The organism is Mycobacterium nebraskense, assembly GCF_002102255.1.
GTDB classification, from domain to species: domain Bacteria; phylum Actinomycetota; class Actinomycetes; order Mycobacteriales; family Mycobacteriaceae; genus Mycobacterium; species Mycobacterium nebraskense.
In genome coordinates this window covers 1-19212 of the sequence record NZ_LQPH01000125.1, presented here as the reverse complement: position 1 = coordinate 19212, position 19212 = coordinate 1, and the positions used below count along the sequence as shown (strand labels likewise).

The window sequence follows — 19212 nt, the reverse complement described above, 5'->3', positions numbered from 1 at the left end:
AATGAGCTTCATCGGCCGGCGCCGGCTTGTATCGCTCGCCATTCCTCGACCGCAGCTTCCACCGTCCCGTGTACTCGTGCGACCGCTGCGTCCACGGACGCACGCTGTTGGGGATAGGCCGGGTGCGTTTCGAACGGCTCGCCTGCTCCGGCGGTCGTGGTGTAGATCAGCGTTGTTTGCGGGTCCCGGTTCACCTGAAATTGTGCCGAGGGCGGCAGTTGATTCGTTAACTGCGGATCTTGGATGAGCACCGGGACCCGCAGGTGGTCCGACGTTGCGAATCTGCCTTGCCCGATTGTCGGGTCCAAAATAGCCGCCATTTCTGGAATGTGAAGTGCGACATGACCGGTCCAGTACTGTCCGCGGTGTTCTGGTGTGGGTGAACCGATTGTTTCCACGACCGCGCCGTTTTTCCTGACTTCGACTGAAACGGGCACGATGACGGGCTTGAAGCCACCCAGCGCCGATAACGCCTCGCCGATGAAGTAGCAGGCTGGCCAGCATTGCCGCATTCCGGCCCACGAGCGAGCAGGGTTACCGCCGCCCGCCCAGAGCACCAACGCGCCGCCCAAGGCGACTTCCTCAGCAGTGCCGACGAGGCGGGACTGCGCCCATTTCGTAAGCAGCCGGTCCCAATAGGTGCTGCCAAAAGCGTTCACTGGTCGGCGAGTCGACGACTTCTTTTTGCGCCCTTTAGATTTCGGCATCACCACCCCTTAATCAACTGACCAGAAGCGCCAAGCGCGGATCGCCGACCCAGCCATCGCCCAAGACGCCGTAGGCGCTCCACAGGCTCAGCGCCGGGGCCGCCGCGCCGCTGAACCGCACCGGGTAAGTCGAGTCAAAGCCCAACGTCAACGTCCACTGCTGCAAATCCGGGTAGAACTCCGTGCACGCTCCGAACCAGAAACTGACCATGCCGTGCGCCGCGGTGGTGCAGATCAGGCGGTCGGTCGTCACAATGACCGGGCAGGTTTGGTGAAACCGCCACTGAGCCGCGGCGCGCTGGGCCGCGGCCACCTTACGCCGATGATTCACCACCCCTTGAACAGCCAACGCGCCGAACATGACCGCTGGGCGGCCCGCGACCATCAGCGGCAGCGGTGAGTATCGGCCGTCGCCGCCACAAAAGCGGCTGTAGTCGATCTCGGCGCTCAGCAACGCCTGTTCTCCCGGTTCCAGAACCGGCCCGTACACCTGGACCGGAGTTGGCGCGCGCCCGGCCCGCAGCGCTGCCGCGCAACCGCGGCTGTAGTGCCACCACTGCTCGGCAGCGGTGCGCGGCTGCCATGCCGTCTGGGGTTGGCGCGCATGGTTGGACCCGCCAGCAGGGCTGTCGTGGGCGCGCGCCGGCGTCGACGTGGCCCGGCTCACCGGAAGGTTATGCCGCTGCGGTGGCGGCATTCCTGGCATCGGGATATCGAACATGGCCGCAGGATAGCTTTCGCATATGACACCGGCCCCGAATCAGCGGACACCCCGGTTGTCACGAATCGAATGTGTCCGTGTCTGCGGCGCGGCCGCCAGGATGGCTGTTCTACCCTTGTTGGTGGTCGTACACACAGGCCGGATGCCTGTCTGTGCGGGCCTCCCCCGGAGGCCCCGGTCGCATCTCCCGTAAAGATCAGACCGGGGCTCTCTGAGGTCAAAGGTGGCGGTCGACGTCCATGCGTTGGTGCAGGACACGCACGACATCGAGGAAGCCTTGGGTTGTCACCCGATAAAACAGCATGTGCGACCCGGCTGCCAGCTTGCGATAGCCCGGGCGGATCTCGTCGCAGGCCCGCCCGATCCGGGGGTTCGCCGCTGCGCGCTCGATAGCGCGTTGAAGTTCTCGCAGGTACTGCTCAGCCTGATCCAGGCCCCAGTGCTCGTGCGTGTAGTCCCAGATCTGTTCCAAATCTGCTTGCGCAGCGGGTGAAAGGACGTATGCGCTCACCGGCCTTGCGGCTTTTCGGCGCGTTTGCCGTCGAGGAAGGCGTCGAAGTCAAACGGTGTTGAAGTGCCGCTGCGCTCACCGGCCACTAGCGCCTCGCGCAGTGCCCGAAGCTGAATTTCACGGTCCTCGAGTAACCGCAACGCGGAGCGCACGACATCACTGGCCGACCGGTAACGTCCCGCAGCCACCTCAGCCTCAATGAAGGCGCTGTAATGCTCATCGAGACTGAAGGACGTGTTTTTACCCACCCGCCGATCATACCAATAATTGGTATTCGACTGGACGGGTTGTGCCTGATAGTCGCGGATGACCGGCATGCTGGTGGCCGCCCAGATGATCAGCGCGGCGGCGGCTTACGGCCGGAACTCTCGGAGCTGAGCCAAAATTCGGATCGCTTCGTCGCGCTCATCCTCCCGTAGCCATGCCAACATCCAGATCAACGCCTCTTCAGTTTCACGAGACGCGGCGCTGAACTCTTCGTCCATCCGGGCGCGGGCGGCTTCGGGCATGGTGTCGCGGTGCTCGAGGAACGCCTGACGCATCTTGATCAGGCGCTGAGCAAGGGCCAAGCGGTCCCCGGCGGCCGTAGCGGTATCCCTGTCCGCGGGGGCGGCCGGCGCGCCCGTCTCCTGGATGCGAGGGGCGCCGCCTTTCAGGATTGCCTCGACGCTGCCGGGCAGCCACGCAAGGCCTCGCTCTAATGCACGCTGTGTGCTGGCGTGTGGTTGGGATAACCGGTTGTTTTCCACCCCGCGAACGGTTGACTCCGACAGCCCTCCCCGCTCGGCGACCTCAGATTGGGTCAGCTTCAGCTGCTTGCGGCGAAGCCGCACCGCAACGCCGAGCCGATCTGAGGTCATAACTCGCTATCTTGCCCGACGAACCGTCAAATCCACCTGTCTTAGCCGTCAAGACCGTCAAATTTGTGGCTGATTATCTGACGGGCCCTTCCGGGCGGACCTCGACCACTGAAACAGCGCATGACATGCGGCAACAGTGCGCACGGCGTCCGCCTGCCATCTCTGCGTCGATGCGCCGACACCCCCGGTTCTGACGGTTACAACCGTCAGAACCGTCAAAAGCGTCAGAAATTCTGTTAGATTACGGGTAATTCACGGGCGATCGAGCCGCTGAAGAACCGACGACCTACAGAAAGGACGCCTCCCATGACCACCGCCCTAACCCCTTCGGTCGATAACCCCCCCGCTGGCGCCAGACCCTTCGCGTCCTTCCAGATGCGCGCCGACGTGCGTCTCTTCCAGACCACCCAGCATTTGGCCTGCCAAGAAGACCCCGAGTTGTTCTTCAACCCCCGCACCAAGCACCGCGCCATCAAGCGGTGCAACGACTGCCCTTTTCGGGGCCGCTGCGGCTACAACGCCGTGGCCACCGGCGCCACCCATGGAATCTGGGGCGGAGTGATCCTGCCCGGCGCCCAGCCCAAGGCCCTCAAACCCGTCTACGCCCGGCTGGCCGCCCAGTTTGAACAGCGCCGGCGCACCGAGCTCGGCGATATTCGAGTCGCGCCGCTACCAGAGCTCATTGACGACGAGGAAACCGACGCCGACGACGATCCCCTGGTCTTTCAGGTCGGCGCCGCCTAGATGTGCCGTCACGTGAAATCGGTTGCGCCGTGGTGTCGAACGAATCAGGAGGGGTGTGGAAAGCATGTTGACTGAGGCATTCAAAGGCGGTGACTGGCAGCCGCATACGGCCCACGCGGCTGGCCTGACGCACACATGGATAGAAGGGTGGTACGCAGGCGGGGTCGAGGCGATCGTTGCCGAGGTTCGCGGTGAGGCGTGGGACTGTCTCATGATCGAGAGCACGTCCAACGGTCCGATCACGCAGACCGCGCGCGCTAAGGTCTTCGGCCTCGGGGCAGCTGTTGTTGGACCACGCGATTCGCGTGCGATACACGCGGTCCTCGCCACCGTGGAGCAACGACTGCAGCGCGGTATCGGCCTGCCGTGCTCTGATTTCCGACCGCTGCTCGTGCTGGTCGGCGACGGCGACCACATCCAGAACAGTGTCCTCCAAAAGGCCGCGTTCCTTGGACGTGCGGCGAACGTGCACCTTGGGATTCATCACATCGCCCGGGCGCGAACCCCAAGACACTTCGACGACAACATCGGCGGTTGGTACCACGGCTCGGGTCAACGTTGCGCAGCCAATCTGGTGGACACAGCACTCCTAGACCACGGAGGTTCCCATGAGCTCAGCGGTTGCAGAGCATCCCGTCATCGCTAGCGTCGACGACAACGGCACGGAACGCATCACGGTCTTCGATGACGATACGTCGGTGATCTGCGGGGCATTTCGGCCCGCCGGCCACCTTTACTGGCGGCTGTATCTGGCCGCGACGGTCGCCAGCGCCGGCTGTCCGGCCCCCCAGATCCCACCCCCGCATGTACTGGCTGCGCGCCGCGAGGACGCGTGTCGGTGGGTTGAACTCATCGCCCACCTCTACACGCATCCTGCGGCCGTGGGCAGCTAAGCCCGAGGCCGGTGACCGGACCCTTATCCCCAACATACACAAGGACTTTCATGATGACCATCCACGAAGTGTTCACCTCGGCGATTGACGAGGCGAGCCTGCTTGACCACCTCAGCCGCGAACCGCGCCGGCCAGCCGGCCCTGCGGTGCCAGCATCGGCCGCCAACAACGTCACGCACCACCGCCACGGCGCGCGCACTGGCGCTTTCACCGGCCTGATTCCGAGCTGTCTACGACCACGAGTCCAAGCTGGCGAACACCATTCACCCACCCAGGGCCGTCCCGCACCTAAATAGGGGCGACTCCCATTCTCCCAGCCTGTGATTCACACATGTGCACAAACATCACGGATCACCCGACGCAGAAAGGACACCAAATGACCACGGCCACACAGGATTTGGTACCACAAACTCCCGCATCGCCGGCCGCCGGCGATCACCCCGAACCGCAGCACGCTGGGCCGCAGCATCGCACACCGACTCGCTGGGCTGACATGCTGGACGAACTGACCGCGTTCATCGCCGAGCATGGCCACGCCCGCATACCCGAGGACTACCGAACTGAAAACGGTCGCTTCCCGGGCCGCTGGCTTAATGAGCAGCGAAAAGCCCACCGCACCAACCTACTTGATGATGAGCGGGCAGCGCAGCTTGCCGCGTTGCTCGGCCCGCGCTGGGCTACACCCCACCAGGCCTATTGGGATGCCATGTTCGCCGCGCTGACCCAGTTCGTCGCTCAGCACGGGCATGCGCGCGTCCCGCAAAACCATGTCTCTCGAGACGGCACCCCGCTCGGAACATGGGTGGGCAACCAACGTTCCCGCCACCAACAAAACACCCTTGACCCCGCACGCGCGGCACGTCTAGAAACGTTGCCCGGCTGGGTATGGCGCGACAGCCGCGCAGACCGCTGGGAACGCGGCTTTGCCGCGCTGACCCAGTTCGTCGCCCAACATGGCCACGCCCGCGTCCCGGGCTCCCACATCACCGATGACGGTCACCGCCTCGGCGCATGGGTAACAGACCAGCGGCGAGACCAGCGCAAAAACCGCCTCGACCCCGCACGCGCGGCACGTCTAGAAACGTTGCCGGGCTGGGCCTGGAACGGGAACGCGGGCCACGAGCAGTGGCTCGAGCAGCGCTGGGAACACGGCTTCACCGCGCTCACCCAGTACGTTGCCGAACACGGCCACGCCAACGTGGCTCGACTTCACATCACCACCGACAACTTTCGCCTCGGCGACTGGGTGGATAACCAACGCGCTTCCCATCAGGACAACCGGCTCAACCCCGCTCGCGCCGCGCGGCTAGCAGCATTGCCGGGCTGGGTATGGCGAGAAAGCCGCGAGGACCTGTGGGAACGGCTCTACGCCACGTTAGGGGCGTATGTGGCCGAGCACGGTCACGCCCGCTTCCCCAACGACTACATCACCAGCGACGGGATCAAACTTGGCCAGTGGGCGCGTGACCAGCGCCGCAAGTACCGCCAAGGCCGCGTCAATGCCGAGCGTGTCGCACGGCTAGAAGCCACGCCCGGCTGGACCTGGAGCGACAGGCTCGACGAGCAGTGGGAACGCGGCTTCACCGCCCTCACCCAGTTCGTCGACGAGCACGGCCACGCCAACGTTGAGTCACGGCATACCTGCAGCGACAGCTTCCACCTCGGTGACTGGGTGTCCGCCCAACGCCGCAAGCACCACCGCGGCGAGCTCGACGACGGCCGCGCCGCACGACTGGAAGCCTTACCAGGCTGGGTATGGCGCCGGCGCGACCGCACCCCAGGCGTTTACTGCGGCTGGGACGGCAGGTTCCGCGCATTGACCCAGTTCGTCGACGAGCACGGCCACGCTCGCGTCCCGTCAGCACACATCACCGGTGACGGCATTCGCCTAGGCCAATGGGTCAACGCACAGCGCCACACCCATCGGCAAGGCGCGCTGGACGCCGACCGTGCGGCACGGCTGGAAGCCTTGCCGGGTTGGGTATGGGGCGCCAGCGGCGAGCAGCGCTGGGAACGTGGCTTCACCGCCTTGACCCAGTTCGTCGACGAGCACGGCCACGCCCGTGTCCCGCACGGCCACATCAGCGCCGACAGGTTCCGGCTGGGTCAATGGGTCAACACGCAGCGCTACACCTACCGGCAAGGCGCGCTGGACCCGCGCCGAACCGCACGCCTGCAAGCGCTGCCCGGTTGGGTCTGGAACAGCGACGCCCCCGGCCGACAGGTCAATGCGGCGTGAGCGTGCGTTCGACGGCGCGGACCCCCGCACCCGAATTCTCGCTGATTCATTGCTAATCGGGAATTCCCGATACTCCCTGCTCCAGACCTTATTGACAAATCGTCGATCCTTCGGCGTGTCACGGTTGCTGCAACCGAACCCCCTGGCAAGGTGAACTTCTATGGCTCCTCCAAGCAAAGGTGATCGCGGCGCGCACATGGTGAAAAACCATCCAGCCGTTACGCAACGTCTCATCGCCATGGCAGAAGAGGCGGGTTCGTCGTCGATGTCTCAGTACATCGCTGACGTTCTGGCTCTCTATGTCGGCCTACCTGAGCATGTTCGCGAGTTCAATCAGCTGCCGATCGCGGCGACCCGGAAGTTGGACGGCCTGCGGGGTGACTCGCGGGACAACAGGATCATGACGCGGCCGCATCGCGAGGTTTCTGAACGGCTTGCTCGACAGGCGGCCCAGTCGGGTTCGCACCGCGGCCAAGTGGCCCCCTATATCGCGGACGTCCTCGCGGTCCACGTCGGGTTGCCCGAGTATGCCCGAACCCCCACCTGCGTTGAGGAGGGCTTGCCGCTGGCCATGTGAAACCCCCTAGCCCGGCCTCCCTTTCGTCTTGGCTGACTCTTGCCGGGCAGATATGACATCTCAATAGGCGGTGCGGCTCTACCCGCTGACATGACGAAGGCCCCGCGTTAACGGGGCCTCTGTCTAGAGGGTTCAAACCGAGTTGGCAGCTCAGTTCCGGGTCCGCACCCGTTGCCCCTGAAAGGGACGTAGCTTGGACAGCTCGTCTCACGGTAGCGCATACCTTGCCGCGGTTCCAGATCCGCCGCGCGAACGGTGTGTAAACCGTGACATTTCTCGCGGCCGAGCTCCTAGTCGGCCGTTTGCTACGCGGCCCCGAACGTATCGCGGTTGTAGCGCTGTTCGCCCGCGGCGCGGTGTCGTGCGCACAACCCCGGTAGCCGAGGTGCTGCAGATCCGCCGCGGCCGCCGACTGCACGGTGGCGATCCCCCGCCGGCGAGCGTGTTCGTCAACCTCGAGCTCGCCGAGGACACCTACGCAGGCGTGCCGTGCTGGTCCGGTGGGGGCGCCTACTGGGCGCACGTCACCGTGGCCGCGGCCTACGACCTGCGCTACACCGAGATCCGGTCGCAGATGACCTCAGGGGGCATCGCCAAACGCACCCTGGTCGCGATCGCGGCCGCCTTCGCCCGCACTGCCGACGCCGACACCGGCCGCAACGCCCGGCCGACCAACGAACAGTTGCAGCGCGCGACCGGGTTTACCGAGCGCACCGTCCAGCGGGCCCGCGAATGCCTGCGCCTGCTTGGGGTGGCCACCGAGGTCCTGCGCGGCCGCCAACGCACCTACATCGAACGTATGGCGTCCTGGCGGATGGGCGATCGCCACCGCGGCTGGGCCTCGGTGTGGGCGCTGCACGACGACGCCCAGGTCAACCGGGTTATCCACACCGTGTCACCCCACCTGGAACGGTCCCCAGTAACCACCCACACCTCACCTTCAGAACGACTGGTTACTACCCACGGGCGCCACAAGGGCGCCCGGCACGGCGTCGCTACGCGCCGCCCAGCTCCAGACGCGGCAGGCTGGCGGCTGGCGGCGGACTGGCGAGCCGATTCGCACGCCCCACCGTGGGCACGCCGCTTCACCCCGACCAGCTGGGCGGCCATGCTCGCCGCGCCGGCGGCCGCCGGCTGGACCCCACGTGACCTCAACCAGCTCATCACCGACTGGCTCGGCGTCGGCCGGCGCATCCCCGACAGCCCCACACGACCGATAGGGCTGCTGGGGGCGATCCTGGCCTGGCACGGCACCGACAACCTGACCGAACGCCCGGCCGCTCTCGACGAGGCCCGCGAAGCTCAAGCCCGCGCCGCCGAAGAACGGCGCCGCGCCCACAGTGCGGCCGAGCACCGCGCACATCTGGCCGGCCGGGCCGCCGGCCAGGCCGCCCAGTCTGGTCCCGGCCACGCTGACGTGTTCGCCGCCCTGGCGGCCGCCCGACAGCGCACCGCGCAGCGTCGAACCGCTGAGGCTGCCGCCGAACAGGCACGCATCGAAGCGCTCATCGACCGCGCCCGCCGCACCGGCACTCCCACCCCGGACGCGACTCGACACGACCTGTGGCGCTAACCTGCGGTGACGCGCGCCCGTACCTCCCCATCGTCGCGGCGGTGAACACCGGCAAGACATGCGATGAGATAGTCGTCGAGATATTTGATGCGATAGCGCGCCGAGTGGTGGGCTACCAGTCGTCGCGCAGTGCCTTGAGCTCGTGCCAGGATGATTCCGGGCCCCAGTACCGGTCGATGATTGCATTACTGGCCTCGAATAAACGATCGAAGCTTTCGCGTAGCACGTCGGTGATCAGATCTTCCAGCCCGGTGTGGGTGTAATCGGCCAGTGCGGTCGGTTTGATGAAAAGGTCGCTCAGATACCCGTCGGAGTCGAAGGACGCTATCACCACGTCGCTGATCGGGTCGCGTTCGCGCATGTTGTGGGCGGCAGCGTTGAGTTCGGCCAGCAACGCTCGCGTGACGCGAAGCCCCTGGTCGACGTCGGCGATTCTTTCCTGAGGGGTGCTCACTGCTTCTTCCGATCATCGGGTCTGGCGCGGCCTTCTCGACGGTTTTTGACCGGCTCGCTGTTGGGCGGCGCCACCACTTTCAGCTTGCGCTCCTGGTAGAGCTGCTTGTTGTCCGGGCCCGATCCCTCACCGCCGCCGCGCATGGGTGGCATCATCGGGCCCATGGCGCCCATCGCCGGGGCCGGTGCTTCGGCTGCCGCCGGCGCCGAGGGTGCCGACGCCGGCGCGGCCGCCGCCGGTGCAGCGACTTCGGGGGGTGCGGCCATAGGGCTCTCCCCGCCCGCGGGCTCGGTGTCACCCCCACCCCCGCCGGCGCCCAGATCATCGGGTGGTGACAGATCGCCGGCCGAGGGAGGCTCCGGTGACTGGGGGGATTGGTCGCCGCCGTGCTGCGGTTCACCGCCGCCGGGATGCTGGCCCAAACCGCTCATCGCCGGCCCGGCCGCCTGTTCTAAGCCCTGTAGTGCCTTTTGGCCCGCGCCGGTCAGGCCGCCCAGAACCCCACCTAGGCCGCCGACGACGCCGCCCATGATTCCCGGGATGACTTCCGAAGGCAGTGAGCTTGCCGTCGCCGGTAGGGCATCGGTCAGTGGGTCCGCGGGGGCCGCCGGGTCGGGGGCGCCGGGCGGCCATGTCGGCCCCGGTGTCAGGTTCTCTCCTAGACCAGGACCTCCCTGCACCGGGTCCACCGGTGCGCTCTTGGGTGAATGCTGTGGTTGTCGTGGTCCCACCGGGCCGTCACCGGCTCCGGTCGGCGGGGTAACCGGCGCAACATCTGGGCTTGGGCCCGGCGGCGGCTTGGGTACGTCGGGCTGTCGTGGCGCCGCTTCGGAGAACGTGTACGTGGTGAACCCGGCCGTCGAGGCCGAGTAGAGCTTGCTGACCTTCACTTGCGCATTGACCACGGCCACCCGGTGGGCGCCGCCGGCGCGGGCATTGGACTGCAACGCGGCTTTGAGCTCCCGCTCGGCGTCCAGCACGTGGCGATACGGCGGGACATCAGTGACGACTTTGGAGAAGTTCTGAATGTGGGCTTTGGCCTGCTCAGCCAGGCCGTCGACATAGTGGGCATGGCCTTCATACCAGGTCTGAAGTGCCCGCATCTTGGTCGTGGCTGCATCGGCGGATTTTGCTTGCCATCCATCACCGGCCGTGCTGATCGCGGTGCCCAGTTGATCGGCAGCCTCACGCAGTTGTTTGGCTTCGCCGCGCAGGCTGGTTTCCATGGCCTGCCAGGTCTGCTTGCCCGTGCCGGCCCGGCCGGTCTCAATCAACCTGGCGATGTCACGCGGGCTGGTGGGGACTTCACCGGCGGGCAGACCGCCACCTGCCCCGCCTGACACGAGATCCGCGGGCACCACAGGCGCGGCCGGTAGGGACCGCGTAGCCGACACCGCCCGCACAGCCCCACCCGATCCCGCGCTGCCCAACGTCCCTGCGGACTGCACTTCCTGCTCGTCGTAAGCGCCGGCGCTGGCATCGAGTTTCACCCCGAACTGGCGCGCCATCGTGTTGGCCATCGTGGTGTATTTGCGAGCCAAGCTCACCTGTGCGGTGAAACGGGTGCTCGCGCCCACCGACACCATGTCCGCGGCGCTTGGCTGCACCTGACCCGAACCGGGCGTTGCGGTCCCGCCCGCCGCGTCGGCCTGACGGCCCGCCGAGCGGACAACGTCGGTGTCAACCCGTACTGAATCCGCCACCGCGCAAGCCCTATGGTTAGGTTTGCAGGGTTTGCTGGTTGTCGGCTTCGGTCTGCTGGTAGGAGGCCAGGCTGGACCGAATATGGCCAGCCACACCCTCGCAGTATTGTCCCAGCGCCTGACCGGCCTCAGCACGTGCCTGCAGCGTCTCGTTCAACGCCTGACGCACTTCCCATCCGATGTCGCCGAAGCGTTGTCCCACGCTTTGCGCTGTGCCAGGGTCGACGCTGAGGCGCTCACGCACCCGCGGACCCTCTTGATCCCACCATTGCGCGTGCTGATGCCACTCGTCGAAATCCAGCGTCGCACTATTGCCGGCCACCGCATACCTCCCATTGAACTGGCTGTTTGCTAAGCCTAACAACGACTTAGCGGGCTACGCATCGGTCGGCGCTGGCTAAAAATCGATCGTGTGCCGGTATTCGTCGACGTCGGTCAAACTGGGCCACCCCGGGGTCGTCGGCAGCGCTGTGCCGTATTCCTCGATGACACGCTGGCGCTGTTCGGCGCGGGCCCGCATCAACGCCAACCGGTGCAGACGCATAATCCGATCCGCCAGTATCTCTGCGGTCCACGACCGGGTGACCTCGGGTTCGAGCTGGACCTGCAGCCCCTCCCCTTGCCAGTCGACCGCGACCATCAAGGCGCCGTCGGCCGACCACTCCGCGACAGTGGGAATGGCACCTTCCTCTGGCAGCTGTTCGTCGGTCACCGCGACTCCCGCATCAAGGCCCCACATTTAGGTACCGCTGGTATTCGTTGTCGTCGGCTGGCCCGCCGGAGCAGGGCTGCCCGGCGCAGGCGGCGCAGCGGGAGTACCCGCCAGCCCAGGTGGGTCGATCCAGCCCGAAAAATCACCTGTCGGCAGGGCACTTTGTGGTTGTAGCTGCCCATCCAGCCAGATTTTGCCATTACCCATGTACATCACCGGGTCACGACTCTTAAATTGCGCGATTTCACCGGGCACCAAATGACTCGGGTCGGCCGGAGCGGTCACCGGTGTACCTGGAGGCGGCAGCTCCACATGAGCCTGCTTCCAGGCATCAGTGACGGTCTGCCCGTTGAGGACCCCACGCACCGCCGCGGCGTGTTGGGCCGTTGTTGCCGTCACCGGAGAACCGTCCGGCATCTGCACCACCTGGCTTGGGTCACCACCCGCACTGGCCGGGACCGCGGCCGGCGGGGCAGGCTGGGTGCTCGGCGCAGGCTGCGTCGTCCCCGCGGGCTGAGTCTGCCCGTTCTTGCTGCCGGTGTCGTCCTTACCAGCCGCCCCGTCATTGTTTTTCCCGCCATCACTGTCACCCTTGCCGTGCGGGCCGTCTTCGAAATCGTCGGACTTGCCGTGATCGTGAGCGCCGGTGTCTTTAAACCCGTCTCCACCGCCCTGACCGGCAAGCCCACTCAGGCCGCCCAGGCCGCCCAGGGCGTCCATCGGCAGTGAGCCTGCCGCCCCACCCAAGGCGCCCGGAATCGAACCCAGACCCGCCATCGCAGGACCCAACATCGACAGCGGATCACCCATGCCCGCTCCCCCCAAGCCCGCCAACGGGTCGGTCAATCCCCCACTGCCCGTAGGGGTTCCGCCCCCACCGGCGCCCCCGCCATCACCACCACCGCTGCCGCCATCACCACCGCCACCGCCGCCGTCAGTGGTGTTACCGCCCGTGTCACCGTTGCCGCCATCACCGCCGCCGCCGTTCGCCCCACCTGCGCCCTTTTTCTTCGGATGATCCCCACCCGCGGTACCGCGGTACTCATCACCCAGGGCGGCCAGCAACTCAGCCTGTTTTTTGCTATCGACCTTCGAGCTGTCCAGAACCTGTTGAATCTCGGCCAGCTGACCATCCAAGAATTGGTTGAACAACGCCATCGCGTGCGGATCATTGGCCATCTGTGGGTTCGCCGCCAGCGCGCGGCGCGCTGTCTCAATGTTGCCCACGATCCCACTAATTTTCGACCGGGCCGCATCATTGGCGGCGAAGATCTGTTTCAGCAGGTCAGATAGCTTGTCATCCGTCTGATTCACCGCCCCGCTCGCCTGCTGATAGGTGGTTCCGGCCTGATCGACGCCCTGCTGTAAACCACTGGGGCCGTTGGGAACTTGCGGCGCCGGCCCCCACGGCGGGCCTGCGTTGGGCAGCGGACCCGGCCCCCACTGCTCGGGTGGCCCATCATCGCCGCCGTCCCCGCCATCATCATCCCCGTCGAATATGCCCGTCAGGTCATCCAACAGGTCATCGAAGACGTCAAATAAGCCCATCGCGGCCGAATCCCCTCTAAGTGCAGGTCGTTGGGCAAAACGCTACCGCCGCCTGCCGGCACTATGCGACGGTCGCGCCCCACCGATTTGGATCGATTCGCCGCCCATCCCCGACCGGTCAGCAAGCGCGTGAGATATTCCATGAGATAACGCAGCAGATAGCGCACGACATAGCGGCATCCAGCTTGCGAACGTGGAATTTCCCTGTTTGAGGTGCGGACTTACACCTCGCCGGTCGCCATGCCCAGCGCCGCACCGGCAGCGTCGCGAATCTTTCCCACCGTGTCGTGGTGCAGCCCGACCTCCGGCTTCGCCCCGATCGCGCGCAGAGAGAGCGCTGGCCGAGACTCATACAAGTACCGCAGCACCTGCACCATCTTGTCGGTAGGCACACTCGGGCAGTACCCCTCTTCGTGCAGCTTGGCCGCCGCTGCCTCCCACCGGTCCATTCGCTGCGCGGCCAGCTCCAGCGCCCGGTCACGCACCTGCGAGCGCGCATCCGGCGGTGGCACCGGATCAAACCGCCACAAGATCCCCAGAATGTGCGTGGTCGCCAATAGCGCCACCGGCGGGACGCACGCCAACCCTGCTGACCCCCACCGCATCCACGACACCAGATGCCCGGTAGATAGCCACGCGTGCAAGCCATTACCGCCGACACTCACCAACGCCCCAACACCTAACACTGTCCACAGAAAAACCCGGTTCCAGAACTGCGCGCGATACGGCGCCAACGACACGATTACCAGGGTCGCGAGAATGATCACACCGTCAACAAGCAGCGGCGACAACCACGACGGCCAGCCCGGCCACGCCGTCATCGCGGCAAGACTTCGCAGCGAATTGAACGACAAGACGAAGCTGATGGTCGCGATAAACACCGTGAGCCACACGGATGCGGTGCGGCTTCGGATCACGAGGCGCAAGGTCCGCTCGGCGTCGTCGTGCGCCTCTTCGCGCCTCCGGGAGGCAGGCATAGGCGACCGCGATTCCGTATGGAGCTCACCACTGCCGGTTGGTTGCCGCGGTTCGATCGGACTGCCGACCGTGCTCGTCTCGAGGTCACGGTCGCCCGGGATCACTGCGCCATTGCGGCGGGCTTCAACGGTCGTCACCTCGGTATATCCCCCCCTCCGCGCCGTTAAGCTGGTAAATGATCAAGAAACGCTCCACAGGGAAACCTACCGGCCCCAAAGCGCTTACGCGCTGCTCGCGGCGATGCAATTTGGGGCCCTTCGCTGCGCACCCCGAACTGTGGCGCAAGACAATCCGCGAGACATCCCGTGCGAGCACAGCTGACATATCGCGTGCGATAGTGCGTGAGATAGCGGTCGTACTATCGTACGAGGTACCGCAAGAGGGGTCGCGCACGACAGGGCGCGCGGTATCATGGCACATAACGCGAGAATCAGTGCACGCGATCATGCGTGACTTATTGCAGACAACAGCACACGCATTGCGCCACGGGATAGACAACGGCAGATGGTGCGGCCCATCGCACGCGTTACCTCACGCATCCTGACACGCCGCAGCGTGTGCAGTAGCGCGCGCGTGCAGCTACGCGCTATGCTTCGCGTAGCTGCACGCGGGGGAGTTGGACGTAGCGGGCGGAGGGCCCCTTTTCGGGCCCCGCTTCTCGGCACGACCCCCCCAGGTAGGGCCCCCCTGTGAAGGAGAGAAGGTTTCCCTTGTCTAATCCATCAACCCTTGAGGCAGCCCGGCGCCTCGCTGTCAGTGACCCGGACCCGCAACTCCTCGCGACCTTGCAAGACCTCATAGTGGCGGTCGCAGCGCACAAAGGGGGAGTGGGTAAAACCGAAATCGCCAAAGAGCTGGCCTGGCTGCTCGCCGGCATCCTCATCGACTTCGACTGGGACCGCGGCGGCGCCTCCCGTGCTTGGGGATACCGCTACGAAACCCGCACCAATGCGCCGCTGCTTGATGCCATGGAAAACAGCCGAACACCCCGCCCGCTCACCGGAGGCCCTTTCCGCGCTGATCTGGTCCCATCCCACCCCGACTGGGGCAATAACCAGCCCCCGCAAGACCACGTCACGACCCAGCTTGAGAAATGGTCCGCCGAATGGCGCCGACCCCTCGTCATCGATACCCACCCTGGTGGGGGAGACGACGCCAACCCCAGCGCCTCCGGAGCCATCGCTGCCGCCAACGTCATCGTTGTACCGATCGTCCTGGAAACCCGGCCTCTGGAAGCCCTCGAAGGCATGGCCGACGAACTTCGCGCCTTCCCGCTGCTCATCATCCCCAACATGGTCGACGCAGCTCCGCGCAAGATGGTCGACTGGCTACAACGCATCAGCGAGACCTACAACGTCCCCGTAGGCCCATCAATCGGCAAATACGGCTGGCTCAGCCGCCGATCCCTACGTATGGCCGTCGCAGCGCGCACTCCCGTGCCCGCCAAGAACCGCCAATTCGTCGACGAGATCACCGACGTCGCCCGGGCGGTAATCACCTACACCCAGAAAGCCCAAGGCTGACCATGAGCGACAACCTCGGCGGTATCCATCAACTCCACGAGCGTCGCGCTCGCCGCACCCGCCAAGCCCCCCAGCCGCGCCACCCCAAGCTCGGGGCGGCCGAAGCGCTCGATCAACCACTCACCGCCCAGGACGGCCGTAGCGACACCACCACCACCACGGCGGCGACTCCGCCTGCACCAACGCCCTCACCGCCCCCAGCCGAGCCGCAAGCCACAGCGCCAGCAGAATCCCAGCCGGCGGCCGAATCACACGACCGCGCCACGGCAGAAAACGACGCCATCGAAGATGTCTCGCACGACAAGGCTGACAGTGACCCCGGCGCGATGCCAACACTGGACATCGATCCTGACGACCCCACCGCCCACATCGTTTCGCCGACTGTCCTGAGCATCCCGGCCTCGATCGTCAAACGGTTCGAACGCGCCCGCGCCCACGCCCCCAGTCACACAGCCCTCGTGCTCGATGCGCTCCGCGCACATGCCCAGGAACTTCCAACGCTCATCCTCAACCGCCGACCCGGCCCAAAACCCGGCGACCTCTTCCCCTTCCGTGAAGCCCCGGGCCGCACGTCCCAGGACACACCCCTCCCGGTACGCATCCGCCCGACCAAAGGCGAACTTGCAGTCATGAAGACCCTTACCGACTGGGCCAGCGCTCGCATCGCCAAACAGCGCCCCGGAACACGCGAAACCAACAGGTCTGAAATGGTCGCTGCTGCCTTGGACGTCTTTCTTCCGCCTCTCAAGAAGACCTCGCCCTGAGGCACACGAACCCCAAACGCCGTACGATAATGCCGTACAATAACGGTACTGGGTATTGGTACGGTTGGAAGGGCCGAGGTCATGGCTATCAGTGCAAGTGAGGCCCGGCAGCGCCTCTTTCCGCTGCTTGAACAAGTCAACACCGACCACGAGCCTGTGCGAATTACGTCCAAGGCCGGAGATGCAGTGCTCATGTCGGCCGCTGACTACGATTCGTGGCAAGAAACGGTCTACCTCCTGCGTTCCCCCGAGAATGCCCGCCGACTCATGGAGGCCGTCGCCCGAGACAACGCCACCCGGCCCACCCCCGGCAGCTACACCAAGTCGATCGACGAACTCGAGGAGATGGCCGGCGGCCAGGAGTGAGAAGCATCAACTTCGATCCCGCCGCGTGGGAGGACTTTCTATTTTGGCTGGCTTCCGACCGCAAAACAGCACGGCGCATCACCAGACTCATCGCAGAAATCCAGCGCAACCCGTTTGCTGGGATTGGAAAACCAGAACCGCTCAAGGGTGAACTATCCGGGTACTGGTCGCGGCGCATCGACGACGAACACCGGATCGTCTACCGCGCAGATGATCACGAAATCAAGATCCTCAAAGCCCGATACCACTACTGACCAGCTTGAAACTCGACTGGTCTAGGTGTCCACGCGTACCAAGATCTCGTACTCGGGCGGGCGGTGAAATCGCAAGTATGTGAGGCGATGCCGGCCGTCCACGATCGCCTGGCCTGCGATGCGCAGCGGGCTTGCCAGCCAGGCACGCGAGAGACCGACGTCGCCGCAGTGAGGCCGCGCCCAGTCGTCCCACTCAGAATCGAAGGCCAGCGGCTCATTGAAGCAGGGGCGCTGATCGGGACAGGTCGGTGGCGGCCTCCACGTCATCGAGCAGGCCTGAGCTCCACGACGTCTGAGTGAGCGCGTACAAGACGATCCGTCGATACTCAGGATCGTCGGTCAGGTAGGCGCGTTTGTGGGCCGCGGCGCTGAAATGGCGGTCGTCGCCGAGGTAGGCACGCAGCTGGCGCTCGAGCTGCTTGTACGGATGGTTCGGGCCTGCGTTCTTGCCCAGGCCCGAAGGCCAAGGCAACGAGCCCAGACGGCGGATCACGAATCGGTGGACCATCGTCGAGGTCCTCGGATCATTTCTTCTCGGGGGCTGGACGCGATGATCGTTTCGACGGTGGTCGGGGAGAGCTGCTCGGCGGTGCTGTTTGAGGGAGTTGGGCGCGATACGCGGCGCTGGTTTCACGGGCGAGTGCCAAGGCCTCAGTGAGGGTGTGCACCCGTTCGTCGGCGCTACGTTGCATTTGGGTGAGCTGTTCGGTGTGGTCGATACGAAGCCTTTCTCGTTCTGCCCGTGCGTCGTCGCGTAGTCGCTCGAGCTCTTGGTTGAGCGATGCCAAGGCTTCCCGTTCGGCTTCTATCGTTCGCTGTGCGGCCGTGGCCTCAGCACGCGCAGTGGCGAGATCGGCGCGCAGACCGGCTAACTCGGCTGCGGTCTGCTGCGTGGCCTCGCGTGCGGAGTCGACCTGGGCCTGGAGGCGTTGACGTTCTTCTTCGGCCGCGCGGCGAGTTTGGTCGAGTTCACGACGCACCGCGGCAGCGGTGTGGCGCTCACGCTCGGCCGCCTCGTCGGCGGCCTGTTGGGCGGCCTGGGCCGAGGCGGCCTCAAGTTGGGCGGCATTGGCGTCGCGGCGCGCTTGGTCAAGTTCGGCGCTGCGGTGCGCGAGTTCGTTTTGGTGTTCGGCCTGCGCTGCCGCCAACTGCTCCTGCGCGCTTGCTACCGCGCTCTGGGCCTCGGCGCGAACCTGGGCTATCTCGGCTTGCAGCTCCTCGCGCACACGCGCCGTTTCGGCGATCGCGTCCTCGGCCAGCGCATCGGCTTCTTCGCGTTCACGCTCGGCGGTCTGTTCGCGCTCGTTAGCCTGCCGGGCGGCGCGCTCAGCGGCCGCGCTGCGTCGCTCGGCCTCAGTCACCTTCGCGAGCGCGTCCCGGTGCGCATCTTCAACCTCGGCGCCCGCAGCCTCGACGTCGCCGGCCGCCCGCAGCTGGACCACCAAGTCATCGAGGTACACGCGCAGGTCCGCCACCTTCTCCGGTAATTCGTCCAACCGCTGCTCCAAGGTGGCCCGGGCCAGGGACACCCCGGAGGCCAGCCCAGCGTCCTCCTGCGTCGCGACCGAACCACGCTGCGCGCGGCGGGCCCGCCACGCGTTGGCGCGGTTATGCACCGGCCCGCCGGAGCTGTCGGGCTGTTCGCAGTATCGCGACGGACGGCCCGTGGCTGGGTCCGGCCGGCTAGTGCGTGTGCAGCCGGGGTAGTTACAGCGATCCCGCGGCGCGGAGTCGTCCGTCGGGGCAGTTTCGCTCATTCCGTCATTTTACCGCTTTCGTCGCCACAGAGCAATGACGCAACGAAACGAAACGAAAATACGAAACGAAACTACGAAACGGATCGCGCCGGACACGCGTGTGCCGGGCAGCGATGGTCAGATTGCTGCGGCGCGCGGTGCCTGCGCGCCGATGACGCGGCCCAAACCCCCCGTCACTGTGACGAAAGCTGCGGCGACGGCCCCTACGGCCACCCGGGGTGAATAGTTGGCAACGCCGGAACATATGCCGGTGTCCGTTGACATCCGATGTGATGTATTGCCACCGTATCTGCGGTATCGGCGTGTCTTTGCCAATCTATCCGAGGTA

General features: G+C 65.6%; 23 protein-coding genes. 10 read left to right on the top strand and 13 right to left on the bottom strand.

The features are described from left to right. Window positions 1–8: 8 nt before the first annotated feature. The 5 genes from AWC17_RS15345 to AWC17_RS15325 form a co-directional block, all read right to left on the bottom strand. A complete protein-coding gene (locus AWC17_RS15345; protein ID WP_139315442.1) occupies window positions 9–707 on the bottom strand; it encodes a hypothetical protein in 699 nt (232 codons plus the stop codon). Between the two features lie 13 nt (window positions 708–720). Continuing rightward, on the bottom strand, window positions 721–1428 hold the full coding sequence (locus AWC17_RS15340) for a hypothetical protein (RefSeq protein WP_139315443.1): 708 nt from the start codon (window positions 1426–1428) through the stop codon (window positions 721–723). A gap of 217 nt (window positions 1429–1645) precedes the next feature. Beyond that, window positions 1646–1939, bottom strand: a complete 294-nt coding sequence (locus tag AWC17_RS15335; protein ID WP_007172365.1) for a type II toxin-antitoxin system RelE/ParE family toxin — start codon at window positions 1937–1939, stop codon at window positions 1646–1648. After that, window positions 1936–2187 (bottom strand): type II toxin-antitoxin system ParD family antitoxin, encoded by a 252-nt coding sequence (locus tag AWC17_RS15330; protein ID WP_040624378.1) that lies wholly within the window; start codon window positions 2185–2187, stop codon window positions 1936–1938. Before AWC17_RS15330 ends, AWC17_RS15335 begins: the two co-directional genes overlap by 4 nt. Before the next feature lie 105 nt (window positions 2188–2292). Further along, a complete protein-coding gene (locus tag AWC17_RS15325; protein ID WP_007172367.1) occupies window positions 2293–2799 on the bottom strand; it encodes a helix-turn-helix domain-containing protein in 507 nt (168 codons plus the stop codon). A gap of 306 nt (window positions 2800–3105) precedes the next feature. Between AWC17_RS15325 and AWC17_RS15320 the strand changes: the two genes are divergently transcribed. The 6 genes from AWC17_RS15320 (at window position 3106) to AWC17_RS15295 (ending at window position 8825) form a co-directional block, all read left to right on the top strand. Next, complete coding sequence (locus AWC17_RS15320) at window positions 3106–3543, top strand: WhiB family transcriptional regulator (protein WP_007172368.1); 438 nt, start codon at window positions 3106–3108, stop codon at window positions 3541–3543. Window positions 3544–3598: 55 nt separating this feature from the next. Then, complete coding sequence (locus AWC17_RS15315) at window positions 3599–4189, top strand: hypothetical protein (protein ID WP_023363514.1); 591 nt, start codon at window positions 3599–3601, stop codon at window positions 4187–4189. Next, the gene (locus tag AWC17_RS15310; protein ID WP_007172369.1) at window positions 4152–4436 is read left to right on the top strand and encodes a hypothetical protein; all 285 of its coding nucleotides are present in this window, start codon (window positions 4152–4154) and stop codon (window positions 4434–4436) included. The genes AWC17_RS15315 and AWC17_RS15310 overlap by 38 nt, the downstream gene beginning before the upstream one ends. Window positions 4437–4812: 376 nt before the next feature. Continuing rightward, window positions 4813–6675, top strand: a complete 1863-nt coding sequence (locus tag AWC17_RS15305; RefSeq protein WP_023363516.1) for a helicase associated domain-containing protein — start codon at window positions 4813–4815, stop codon at window positions 6673–6675. A gap of 160 nt (window positions 6676–6835) precedes the next feature. Beyond that, a complete protein-coding gene (locus AWC17_RS15300) occupies window positions 6836–7252 on the top strand; it encodes a hypothetical protein (RefSeq protein WP_007172373.1) in 417 nt (138 codons plus the stop codon). A 385-nt stretch (window positions 7253–7637) separates the two neighbouring features. Further along, entirely contained in the window at window positions 7638–8825 is a 1188-nt protein-coding gene (locus tag AWC17_RS15295) for a hypothetical protein (RefSeq protein ID WP_007172374.1), read from the top strand. A gap of 112 nt (window positions 8826–8937) precedes the next feature. Here the strand turns inward: AWC17_RS15295 and AWC17_RS15290 are convergent, their stop codons facing one another. The 6 genes from AWC17_RS15290 to AWC17_RS15265 form a co-directional block, all read right to left on the bottom strand. Further along, window positions 8938–9279, bottom strand: coding sequence for a hypothetical protein (locus AWC17_RS15290; protein ID WP_007172375.1), 342 nt, complete (start codon window positions 9277–9279; stop codon window positions 8938–8940). Further along, on the bottom strand, window positions 9276–10982 hold the full coding sequence (locus AWC17_RS33865) for a PPE domain-containing protein (RefSeq protein WP_023363520.1): 1707 nt from the start codon (window positions 10980–10982) through the stop codon (window positions 9276–9278). The genes AWC17_RS15290 and AWC17_RS33865 overlap by 4 nt, the downstream gene beginning before the upstream one ends. Window positions 10983–10998: 16 nt before the next feature. Continuing rightward, window positions 10999–11304 carry a type VII secretion target gene (locus AWC17_RS15280; protein WP_007172377.1) on the bottom strand — a complete coding sequence of 102 codons (306 nt, stop codon included), beginning with the start codon at window positions 11302–11304 and terminating at the stop codon, window positions 10999–11001. A gap of 75 nt (window positions 11305–11379) precedes the next feature. After that, entirely contained in the window at window positions 11380–11694 is a 315-nt protein-coding gene (locus tag AWC17_RS15275; RefSeq protein ID WP_041321561.1) for a hypothetical protein, read from the bottom strand. 27 nt (window positions 11695–11721) lie between these two features. Then, window positions 11722–13242: a DUF4226 domain-containing protein gene (locus AWC17_RS33860; RefSeq protein WP_007172379.1), complete on the bottom strand. Its 1521-nt coding sequence runs from the start codon at window positions 13240–13242 to the stop codon at window positions 11722–11724. A 221-nt stretch (window positions 13243–13463) separates the two neighbouring features. Beyond that, a complete protein-coding gene (locus AWC17_RS15265; protein WP_074021258.1) occupies window positions 13464–14219 on the bottom strand; it encodes a DUF2637 domain-containing protein in 756 nt (251 codons plus the stop codon). Window positions 14220–15047: 828 nt separating this feature from the next. Here AWC17_RS15265 and AWC17_RS15260 point away from each other — a divergent pair. From AWC17_RS15260 to AWC17_RS15245, 4 genes are all read left to right on the top strand, one after another. After that, window positions 15048–15743 carry a ParA family protein gene (locus AWC17_RS15260; RefSeq protein WP_007172400.1) on the top strand — a complete coding sequence of 232 codons (696 nt, stop codon included), beginning with the start codon at window positions 15048–15050 and terminating at the stop codon, window positions 15741–15743. 2 nt (window positions 15744–15745) lie between these two features. Then, entirely contained in the window at window positions 15746–16507 is a 762-nt protein-coding gene (locus AWC17_RS15255; protein WP_023363524.1) for a hypothetical protein, read from the top strand. Between the two features lie 81 nt (window positions 16508–16588). Then, on the top strand, window positions 16589–16873 hold the full coding sequence (locus tag AWC17_RS15250) for a type II toxin-antitoxin system Phd/YefM family antitoxin (RefSeq protein ID WP_007172404.1): 285 nt from the start codon (window positions 16589–16591) through the stop codon (window positions 16871–16873). After that, the gene (locus AWC17_RS15245; protein ID WP_007172405.1) at window positions 16870–17127 is read left to right on the top strand and encodes a Txe/YoeB family addiction module toxin; all 258 of its coding nucleotides are present in this window, start codon (window positions 16870–16872) and stop codon (window positions 17125–17127) included. Before AWC17_RS15250 ends, AWC17_RS15245 begins: the two co-directional genes overlap by 4 nt. 214 nt (window positions 17128–17341) lie before the next feature. Here AWC17_RS15245 and AWC17_RS15240 read toward each other — a convergent pair whose 3' ends face one another. Next, window positions 17342–17635, bottom strand: coding sequence for a hypothetical protein (locus tag AWC17_RS15240; protein WP_007172406.1), 294 nt, complete (start codon window positions 17633–17635; stop codon window positions 17342–17344). A 16-nt stretch (window positions 17636–17651) separates the two neighbouring features. Next, window positions 17652–18884: a coiled-coil domain-containing protein gene (locus AWC17_RS15235; RefSeq protein WP_023363525.1), complete on the bottom strand. Its 1233-nt coding sequence runs from the start codon at window positions 18882–18884 to the stop codon at window positions 17652–17654. Window positions 18885–19212 lie beyond the last annotated feature (328 nt).

What these genes read in the sequence shown, in the direction of transcription:
- AWC17_RS15345 (WP_139315442.1), bottom strand. Translation starts at nt 707, where the DNA reads ATGCCGAAATCTAAAGGGCGCAAAAAGAAGTCGTCGACTCGCCGACCA.
- AWC17_RS15340 (WP_139315443.1), bottom strand. Translation starts at nt 1,428, where the DNA reads ATGTTCGATATCCCGATGCCAGGAATGCCGCCACCGCAGCGGCATAAC.
- AWC17_RS15325 (WP_007172367.1), bottom strand. Translation starts at nt 2,799, where the DNA reads ATGACCTCAGATCGGCTCGGCGTTGCGGTGCGGCTTCGCCGCAAGCAG.
- AWC17_RS15320 (WP_007172368.1), top strand. Translation starts at nt 3,106, where the DNA reads ATGACCACCGCCCTAACCCCTTCGGTCGATAACCCCCCCGCTGGCGCC.
- AWC17_RS15310 (WP_007172369.1), top strand. Translation starts at nt 4,152, where the DNA reads ATGAGCTCAGCGGTTGCAGAGCATCCCGTCATCGCTAGCGTCGACGAC.
- AWC17_RS15305 (WP_023363516.1), top strand. Translation starts at nt 4,813, where the DNA reads ATGACCACGGCCACACAGGATTTGGTACCACAAACTCCCGCATCGCCG.
- AWC17_RS15300 (WP_007172373.1), top strand. Translation starts at nt 6,836, where the DNA reads ATGGCTCCTCCAAGCAAAGGTGATCGCGGCGCGCACATGGTGAAAAAC.
- AWC17_RS33860 (WP_007172379.1), bottom strand. Translation starts at nt 13,242, where the DNA reads ATGGGCTTATTTGACGTCTTCGATGACCTGTTGGATGACCTGACGGGC.
- AWC17_RS15265 (WP_074021258.1), bottom strand. Translation starts at nt 14,219, where the DNA reads ATGCCTGCCTCCCGGAGGCGCGAAGAGGCGCACGACGACGCCGAGCGG.
- AWC17_RS15255 (WP_023363524.1), top strand. Translation starts at nt 15,746, where the DNA reads ATGAGCGACAACCTCGGCGGTATCCATCAACTCCACGAGCGTCGCGCT.
- AWC17_RS15250 (WP_007172404.1), top strand. Translation starts at nt 16,589, where the DNA reads ATGGCTATCAGTGCAAGTGAGGCCCGGCAGCGCCTCTTTCCGCTGCTT.
- AWC17_RS15240 (WP_007172406.1), bottom strand. Translation starts at nt 17,635, where the DNA reads ATGGTCCACCGATTCGTGATCCGCCGTCTGGGCTCGTTGCCTTGGCCT.
- AWC17_RS15235 (WP_023363525.1), bottom strand. Translation starts at nt 18,884, where the DNA reads ATGAGCGAAACTGCCCCGACGGACGACTCCGCGCCGCGGGATCGCTGT.